Source organism: Actinomadura sp. 7K534 (assembly GCF_004348575.1).
Taxonomy (GTDB): domain Bacteria; phylum Actinomycetota; class Actinomycetes; order Streptosporangiales; family Streptosporangiaceae; genus Spirillospora; species Spirillospora livida.
In genome coordinates, this window is the sequence record NZ_SMKB01000281.1 from 1 (window position 1) to 8,548 (window position 8,548).

Genomic DNA, 8,548 nt, shown 5'->3' on the forward strand with positions numbered 1-8,548 from the left:
CCCCGGGGCGGGCGGGCGCGCTTCCGGCGGCGGCCGGAGGCGTGCATCCACCGCGGCAGCGCCCGGTCGAGGAAGCCGTAGGCGGTGTTGCGGTCGCGCATGTGGATGAGCAGCAGCCCGCCGGGCTTCAGCGCCGCGACGAACCGGTCGAGCACCAGTTCGGCGTGCGGGACGCGCTCGACGAGGTACGAGGCGTGCACGATGTCGTAGGTGCGCGGCGGCAGCGGGACCGTGCGCAGGTCGCCCAGGTGCCAGGCGTCCAGGTCGGGGCGCTCGCAGGTGTAGGCGCGCAGTTCGGGGGACTCCAGGTCGACGCCCGTGAGGTGGTGCTCCCGGTCGCCCAGGTCGAGACCCGTCCCCCAGCCGCAGCCCGCCTCCAGGACGTTGATCCGCTGGAGGGGCCGCTCCAGGGCGTACTGGCGAGCGCGTTCGGAGAAGAGATCGCCATCGCTTACCGGCGGTGTACGCAGATCGGTCACAACTTCGCAGCGTAATCGCACGATCGCAGTCCGTCCGCTATTTGTCAGTTCTTGGTGACGGTCGTGTCGCGCTGCGTCGTCGCCCCTGGTCCCGTCCATGAGCTGTGCCGTCGCCGGAACGACGCGGCCCGCGGGCGCGTACTCTGGTAGCCGTGCCGGAGGTCCGCGGGATTTCCGGGTTCTCGGGCTGCCCTGCCTCGGGGTGAATTGCTAAGTTGCGGGCGAAAATGACGCTTTCTGGACTTGTTGACCTTGCGTGCACCGACCCCGGTCTGCGGCGCGCCCTCGACGGGGCGCGCGTGGACACCGAGGTCGTCGCGCCCCCCTCGCTCTGGCCGATCCTGGCCGCCGCGCTGAGCCGCCGCGTCCGCGCGGACGGCACGGACGGCGGGAACGGGGGCGGCGCGGTGCTCGCGGTGACCGCGACCGGCCGGGAGGCGGAGGACCTGACCGCGGCGCTGTCGAGCCTGCTCGACCCGGACCGGGTGGCGCACTTCCCGGCGTGGGAGACGCTGCCGCACGAGAAGCTGTCGCCGCGCTCCGACACCGTCGGGCAGCGGCTCGCGGTCCTGCGGCGCCTCGTCCACCCGAACGCGATGCACCTGGACGCCGCCGGAGCGGCCGCAGGGAAAGGCGGCGCGCTCGACGTCGTCGTGACGCCGGTCCGCGCGGTGCTGCAGCCGATCGTGGCCGGGCTGGCCGACCTGGAGCCGGTGCGGCTGCTGTCCGGCGAGGACGCCGACATGGACGACGCCGTCCGGAACCTGGTGGACGCCGGGTACCACCGCGTCGACCTGGTGGAGAAGCGCGGCGAGATCGCGGTGCGCGGCGGCATCCTGGACGTCTTCCCGCCCACCGAGGAGCACCCGCTGCGGGTCGAGTTCTGGGGCGACACGGTCGAGGAGATCCGCTACTTCAAAGCCGCCGACCAGCGCTCCCTCGAAGTGGCGCAGGACGGGCTCTGGGCGCCGCCGTGCCGGGAGCTGCCGCTCACCGCGGACGTGCGGGAGCGGGCGAAGGCGCTCGCCGAGGAGCACCCGGCGCTCGCCGAGATCCTCGGCCGGATCGCCGACGGCGACGCCGTCGAGGGCATGGAGGCGTTCTCGCCCGTGCTCGCCGGCGACATGGAGCTGCTGACCGACCTCCTGCCGGACGGATCGGCGCTGCTGGTATGCGAGCCGGAGCGGATCCGCACCCGCGCGGCGGAGCTGGTCCGGACGAGCCAGGAGTTCCTGGAGGCGAGCTGGGTCAACGCGGCCGCCGGAGGGGAGGCGCCGATCGACCTGGGCGCCGCCGCGTTCCGCTCGCTGGACGACGTACGGGCCCACAGCACCGAACTCGGCCTGCCGCGCTGGAGCGTTACAGCGCTCAACCCCGGAATGCGCGGCGAAGCAGGCACCGGGGGGTCAGGGGGGTCGTCCCCCCTGGAAGAGGAAGGCGAGGTGCTGAACCTCGGGGTGCAGCCGGCGGAGGCGTACCGGGGCGACACCACGCGCCTCTTCGGCGACCTCAAGGGCTGGATCGACGGCGGCCGGCGCGTCGTGATGGTCACCGCCGGGCACGGGCCCGCCGAGCGGCTCGTCCAGCTCGTCGGCGAGGAGGGCCTCGGCGCGCGGCTCACCGACCTCGCCGCGCCGCCCGAGCCGTCCCTGGTGTCGGTGACGACGGGGCTGCTGGAGAACGGGTTCGTCTGGGACTCGATCGGGCTGGCGGTGCTGACCGAGACCGACCTGTCCGGGCAGAAGTCGTCCACCAAGGACGCGCGGCGGATGCCGTCGCGGCGGCGCGGCGGCATCGACCCGCTCCAGCTCAAGCCGGGCGACTACGTCGTCCACGAGCAGCACGGCGTCGGCCGGTACGTGGAGATGGTCAGCCGGACGGTGCAGGGCGCCACCCGCGAGTACCTGATCCTGGAGTACGCGAAGAGCGACCGGCTGTTCGTCCCGACCGACCAGCTGGAGGAGCTGACCCGGTACGTCGGCGGGGAGGCGCCGAGCCTGCACCGGCTCGGCGGCGCCGACTGGCAGAAGGCCAAGTCCCGCGCCCGCAAGGCCGTCAAGCAGATCGCCGGGGAGCTGATCCGGCTGTACTCGGCGCGGATGGCGAGCCCCGGCCACCCGTTCGCCCCCGACACCCCTTGGCAGCGGGAGCTGGAGGACGCGTTCCCCTACGTGGAGACGCCCGACCAGCTCGCCGCCATCGACGAGGTGAAGGCCGACATGGAGCGGCCCGTGCCGATGGACCGGCTGATCTGCGGCGACGTCGGCTACGGCAAGACCGAGATCGCGGTGCGCGCCGCGTTCAAGGCCGTCCAGGACGGCCGGCAGGTCGCGGTCCTGGTGCCGACGACGCTGCTGGTGCAGCAGCACATGTCGACGTTCAGCGAGCGGTTCGCGGCGTTCCCGGTCACGGTGAAGCCGATCAGCCGCTTCCAGTCCGACGGGGAGATCGAGGAGACGCTGCGCGGGCTGTCGGACGGCACCGTGGACGTGGTCGTCGGCACCCATCGCATCCTGTCGGCGCAGACCCGGTTCAAGAACCTCGGCCTGGTGGTGATCGACGAGGAGCAGCGGTTCGGCGTCGAGCACAAGGAGGAGCTGAAGCGGCTGCGGACGCAGGTGGACGTGCTCGCGATGTCGGCGACCCCGATCCCGCGGACGCTGGAGATGGGCCTGACCGGCATCCGGGAGATGTCGACGATCCTGACCCCGCCGGAGGAGCGGCACCCCGTGCTGACCTTCGTCGGCCCGTACGAGGAGAAGCAGATCGCCGCCGCGATACGCCGCGAGCTGCTGCGCGAGGGGCAGGTGTTCTTCGTGCACAACCGGGTCCGCTCGATCAACAAGGTCGCGGCGAACCTGGCGAACCTCGTCCCGGAGGCGCGGATCGGCATCGCGCACGGCCAGATGAACGAGCACGAGCTCGAGAAGGTCATGGTCGACTTCTGGGAGAAGAACTACGACGTCCTCGTCGCGACGACGATCGTGGAGTCCGGGCTGGACGTGCCCAACGCCAACACGCTGATCGTCGACCGCGCCGACATGTACGGGCTGTCGCAGCTCCACCAGCTGCGCGGGCGCGTCGGGCGCGGCCGGGAGCGGGCCTACGCGTACTTCCTGTACCAGCCGGAGCAGCCGCTGACCGAGACCGCGCACGAGCGGCTGTCGACGCTGGCGCAGCACACCGAGATCGGCGCCGGCATGTACGTGGCGATGAAGGACCTGGAGATCCGCGGCGCGGGCAACATCCTGGGCGCCGAGCAGTCCGGCCACGTGGCGGGCGTCGGGTTCGACCTGTACGTCCGGATGGTCGGGGAGGCCGTCCAGGAGCTGAAGGAGGGCGGCGGGAAGCCCGAGACCGTCGAGACGAAGGTCGAGCTGCCCGTCGACGCGCACCTGCCGCACGAGTACGTGCCGGGGGAGCGGCTCCGGCTGGACGCCTACCGCCGCATCGCCGCGATCACGTCCGAGGACGAGATCGGCGCCGTGCACGACGAGCTGAAGGACCGGTTCGGGCCGCTGCCCGTGCCGGTGCTGAACCTCCTGGAGGTGGCGCGGTTCCGGGCGAAGGCGCGGCGGGCCGGGCTCAGCGACGTGACCGTCCAGGGCAACTTCATCAAGTTCTCGCCCGTGCACCTGCCCGACTCCAGGCAGGTCCGGCTGCAGCGGCTGTACCCGAAGAGCATCCTCAAGGCCGCGACCGACACCCTGCTGGTGCCCGCGCCGAAGACGGCGCAGATCGGCGGCCGGCCGCTGCGCGACCAGGAGCTGCTGCGCTGGGCGACGGACCTGGTCGAGGCCCTGTTCCTGGAGACCGCACCAGCCTCCGCCGCGCGGTAGTGTCGGGCCCGTCTCCCGAGCCCGACCGATCAGATGGGAATCTTCCGTGTTCGGTAAGTCCGTGAAGGTCGCGGTGGCCGCCGTGGTGGCGGCCGGCGCGCTGGCCGGCTGCGGCGGCACGCCGAAGGCGGGCACCGCCGCCCTCGTCGGCGACGACCGCATCACCGTCACCGAGCTCAGCCAGGACGTCCGCGACTGGCGCGAGCAGTTCCGGGCGGACCCGGTCGCGAACGAGATGCGCGCGAACCCGGGGAACCCGGCCCAGCAGCTCGGCGCCGACTCCGAGTCCGACGTGCGGGGCGCGCTCACCCTGCTGATCAACTTCCGGGTCGCCCGCGAGGTGGCCGAGGCGGCCGGGGTCGAGATCACCGGCGGCCGGGTCGACCGGGCCGTGGAGAGCCTGAACCGGCAGGGCGGGGCCGAGTCGATCACGCTGGCGAGCGGGCTGCCCCGCGACCGCACCCGCGACCTGGCGCGGCTCGTCGCCACGCAGTCCGCGGTGATGGAGCGGTTCGGGGCCGACTTCAACGACCGGATGAACCCCGCGACGCAGCGGGCCGGGCAGCAGTGGAACGAGCTGTTCCGGCGCACCGCGGACGGGATGGAGATCGAGGTCAACCCGCGCTACGGGACCTACGACCCGGGCAAGTTCGAGATCGACCCGGCCGAGCAGCGGCTGTCCAGGCCCGACTCGGGTATCTGACGCGCATGGGCCTGACACTGCTGGCGACCACGCACCGGGTGGCGCCGGGACTGCTGACCTGGCGCGCCTGGGACGCGCTGCGGTCGGCGTCGTCCGTGCGGCTGCGGGACGGGCATCCGCTGCTGCCGTCCCTGCGCGACGCGGGCGTCGCCCCCGAACTGGTGCCGGAGCCCGACCCGTCCCGGCTGGTCGCGGACGCGCGGGACCGGGACGTCCTGTGGGTGACCGCGCCCGACGGCGACGAGCCGCTGATGCGGGAGATCGGCGCCCTGGTCGTGCAGGACCCCGTCGACGTCGAGGTGCTGCACGGGTCCTACGACCTGCCCGGCGCGCGGCTGCTCGACCTCGTCTCGGTGATGGACACGCTGCGCCGCGAATGCCCATGGGACCGCAAGCAGACGCACGCGACCCTCGTCCCGTACCTGCTGGAGGAGGCGTACGAGGTCCTCGACACCGTCGAGTCCGGCGACTACGGCGCGCTGCGCGAGGAACTGGGCGACGTGCTGATGCAGGTCGCCTTCCACTCGGTGGTGGCCGCCGAGCGCGACGACGGGACGGAGTTCACCATCGACGACGTGGCGGGCGCGATCGTCGACAAGCTCGTCCGCCGCCACCCGCACGTCTTCGGGGACGTGACGGTCTCCGGCGCCGACGAGGTCAACGCCAACTGGGAGCAGATCAAGGCGGCCGAGCGGGCGGAGAAGGGCGGCGCGGAGGCGTCCGCGCTCGACGGCGTGCCGCTGGGGCAGCCCGCGCTGTCGCTGGCCGCGCAGCTGCAGCGCCGCGCCGGGCGGATGCGGGCCCCGGCCGAACTCGCGGACGGTCTCGCGGCCGATCTCCCCCGCGATGTCCCGGCCGACGCCGCGGCCGCCGGCGGTGAGCTGGGCGTACGGCTCTTCGAGCTGGTCCGGGAGGCGACGGAGCGGGGCGTCGATCCGGAGGCGGAGTTGCGGGCGGTATCGAGGGTATTCCGGGATCGTGTCCGATCCTGGGAGCGCCGAGCGCCGCACGCCTGATTCCCATGCCGGGCACGGTGCTATAAACCGGGACATCGGGGATGGGGTGGCCCGGCCGGGGACGCACGTTTACGCTAAGCGCGTGCTGGCTGGGGCTGGAAGTGACGATCCGGACGCGGGAGACGACGTTTCCGGCGGTCCGGGGCGCGCGCACGGCCCGGAGCGCCCCCGCGGGTTCTTCAGCGCGTCCACGACCCGCGCGGAGAAGGCCCGCGCGGTCCGCGGGCTGGGCGCGCTCGGCGGGCTCGCCGGCTTCCTCGTCGCCCTGATGCTGCTGCCCACGGCGTGCACCGCGGGCATCGGCGCCCGCGACACCGCGGACTGGTTCCTCACCGAGCCCGAGGGGCTCTCGACCGCGGGCGTCCCGCAGCGCTCCCGGGTCCTGTCCGCGGACGGCCGCACCATCGCCACGTTCTTCTACCAGAACCGGGTGGACGTCCCGCTGGAGAAGATCGCGCCGGTTGTGCGGAAGGCCGTGCTGGCGATCGAGGACAGCCGGTTCTACGAGCACGGCGCCATCGACGTGCAGGGCACCCTGCGGGCGCTCGCCAGCAACGTCAGCAGCGGCGAGGTGACGCAGGGCGGCTCCGGCATCACCCAGCAGTACGTGAAGAACCTGCTGCTCACCCAGGCCGACTCCACCGAGGAGCGCGAGGCGGCGAAGGAGATCTCCGCGGCGCGCAAGATCCGCGAGCTGCGGTACGCGGTCGCGATCGAGAAGCGGTTCCCCAAGGACGAGATCCTGCGCCGCTACCTGAACATCGCCTACTACGGCGACGGCGCCTACGGCATCGAGGCCGCGTCCCGGCACTACTTCTCCAAGCACGCCTCCGAGCTGGACCTCGCCGAGGCGACGCTGCTCGCCGGCGTCATCCGCTACCCCTACGCCTACGACCCGACCCAGCACGCGGGCGCGGCCCTGCAGCGCCGCAACGTCGTGCTGAACCGGATGGCCGAACTCGGCATGATCGGCTACGCGGAGGCGGAGGAGACCAAGAAGCTGCCCATCAAGCTGGACATCCAGAACATGCGCAGCGGCTGCGTGGCCAGCGAGGCGCCGTTCTTCTGCGACTACGTGCAGCGCGAGATCCTCGCCAACAAGGTCTTCGGCGAGACCGTGAAGGAGCGGGAGGAGCTGCTCAAGCGCGGCGGGCTCACCATCCGCACCACCCTGGACCGCAGGGCGCAGCAGGCCGCGCGGAAGGCCGTGCTCTCCTACGTCCCGGCCAAGAACTCCGCGCACAAGGCCGCCGCCGAGGCGATGGTGGAGCCCGGCACCGGTGAGATCAAGGCGCTGGTCGTGGGCCGCGAGCTCGGCCCGGACGAGGAGCGCGGCAAGACCTGGATCAACTTCGCCGCCGACGCCAGCCACGGCTCCAGCATCGGGATGCAGGCCGGGTCCACGTTCAAGGCGTTCACCCTGGCCGCCGCCCTGGACGAGGGCATGCCGTTCGGCAGCCGGCTGATGGCGCCGGAGAAGTACACGCCGGTCGGCTTCCGCAACTGCGACGGCGAGAACGTCGGCGACCCGACGGCGTCGCTGGGCAACGCCGCGGACGGCGAGGGCGGCCGGAGCTTCAGCCTCGTCACCGGCACCCAGCACTCCGTGAACACCTACTTCCTGGCGCTGCAGAAGGAGGTCGGTCTCTGCGACACCGTCGAGATGGCCGAGCGCCTCGGGATGCGCCAGGCGAACGGCAAGCCGCTGGAGCAGTTCCCGTCGTTCACGCTCGGGTTCAACGCCGTCTCCCCGCTGCGCCTCGCGGCGGCCTACGCGGCCTTCGGCGCCCGCGGCGAGTACTGCGAGCCGATCGCCATCAAGTCGATCACCGACGCGTCCGGTGAGAAGCTGAAGGTCCCGCCGCGCAAGTGCGAGCAGGTGCTCGACCGGGGCGTGGCGGACGCCGTCAACCACATCCTGAGCGGCGTCCTGACCATGGGCACGGCGCGCGGCATGGGGCTCGGCCGCGACGCCGCCGGCAAGACCGGCACCGTCGACAACTTCTCCGCGGCCTGGTTCGCCGGCTACACCCCGGACCTCGCCGCGGCCGTGTGGGTCGGCGACCCGCGCGGCGGCTACAAGCACCCGATGACGAGCCTGTGCCTGGACGGCCGCTGCTACGGCTCGGTGTTCGGGGCGACGATCCCCGCGCCGATCTGGCAGCGGAGCATGCTCGGCGCGCTGCGGGGCACGGACGCGACCTCGTTCCACCGGCCGCCGTCCTTCTACTTCAGCCGCGGCTCCGGCGAGGACCGCGTCAAGGTGCCCGACGTGCGCGGCATGAGCCTCGACGAGGCCGTCGCCAAGCTCCGCGCCGCCGGTTTCACCACCCGCGTCGGTGAGCGCGTCAGGTCCCGCCGGTACGAGCGGGGGACCGTGGCGGAGATGTCGCCCGGCCCCGGCTCGGTGGAACCCGACACGACGATCACGCTCCGCGTCAGCAGCGGCCCCGGGCGCGGCGCGGACGACGACGAGGACCGCCCGCCGCGGCCCCCGACCCGGCCGCCGGG

General features: G+C 72.6%; 5 protein-coding genes. 4 read left to right on the forward strand and 1 reads right to left on the reverse strand.

Translation table 11 applies throughout. The features are described from left to right. A partial coding sequence (locus tag E1266_RS32645) for a class I SAM-dependent methyltransferase (RefSeq protein ID WP_132053700.1) occupies nt 1-479 on the reverse strand: 479 nt, incomplete at its 3' end. Between the two features lie 227 nt (nt 480-706). Here E1266_RS32645 and mfd point away from each other — a divergent pair. The 4 genes from mfd to E1266_RS32665 all read left to right on the forward strand — a co-directional run. After that, nucleotides 707-4,318, forward strand: coding sequence for a transcription-repair coupling factor (gene mfd / locus E1266_RS32650; RefSeq protein ID WP_132053702.1), 3,612 nt, complete (start codon nt 707-709; stop codon nt 4,316-4,318). A 46-nt stretch (nt 4,319-4,364) separates the two neighbouring features. Then, nucleotides 4,365-5,021, forward strand: a complete 657-nt coding sequence (locus E1266_RS32655) for a hypothetical protein (protein ID WP_132053704.1) — start codon at nt 4,365-4,367, stop codon at nt 5,019-5,021. 5 nt (nt 5,022-5,026) lie between these two features. Beyond that, nucleotides 5,027-6,037 carry a MazG family protein gene (locus tag E1266_RS32660; protein WP_132053706.1) on the forward strand — a complete coding sequence of 337 codons (1,011 nt, stop codon included), beginning with the start codon at nt 5,027-5,029 and terminating at the stop codon, nt 6,035-6,037. Between the two features lie 82 nt (nt 6,038-6,119). After that, nucleotides 6,120-8,548: transglycosylase domain-containing protein (locus E1266_RS32665; protein WP_243719169.1), on the forward strand; the 2,429-nt coding region annotated here is incomplete at its 3' end.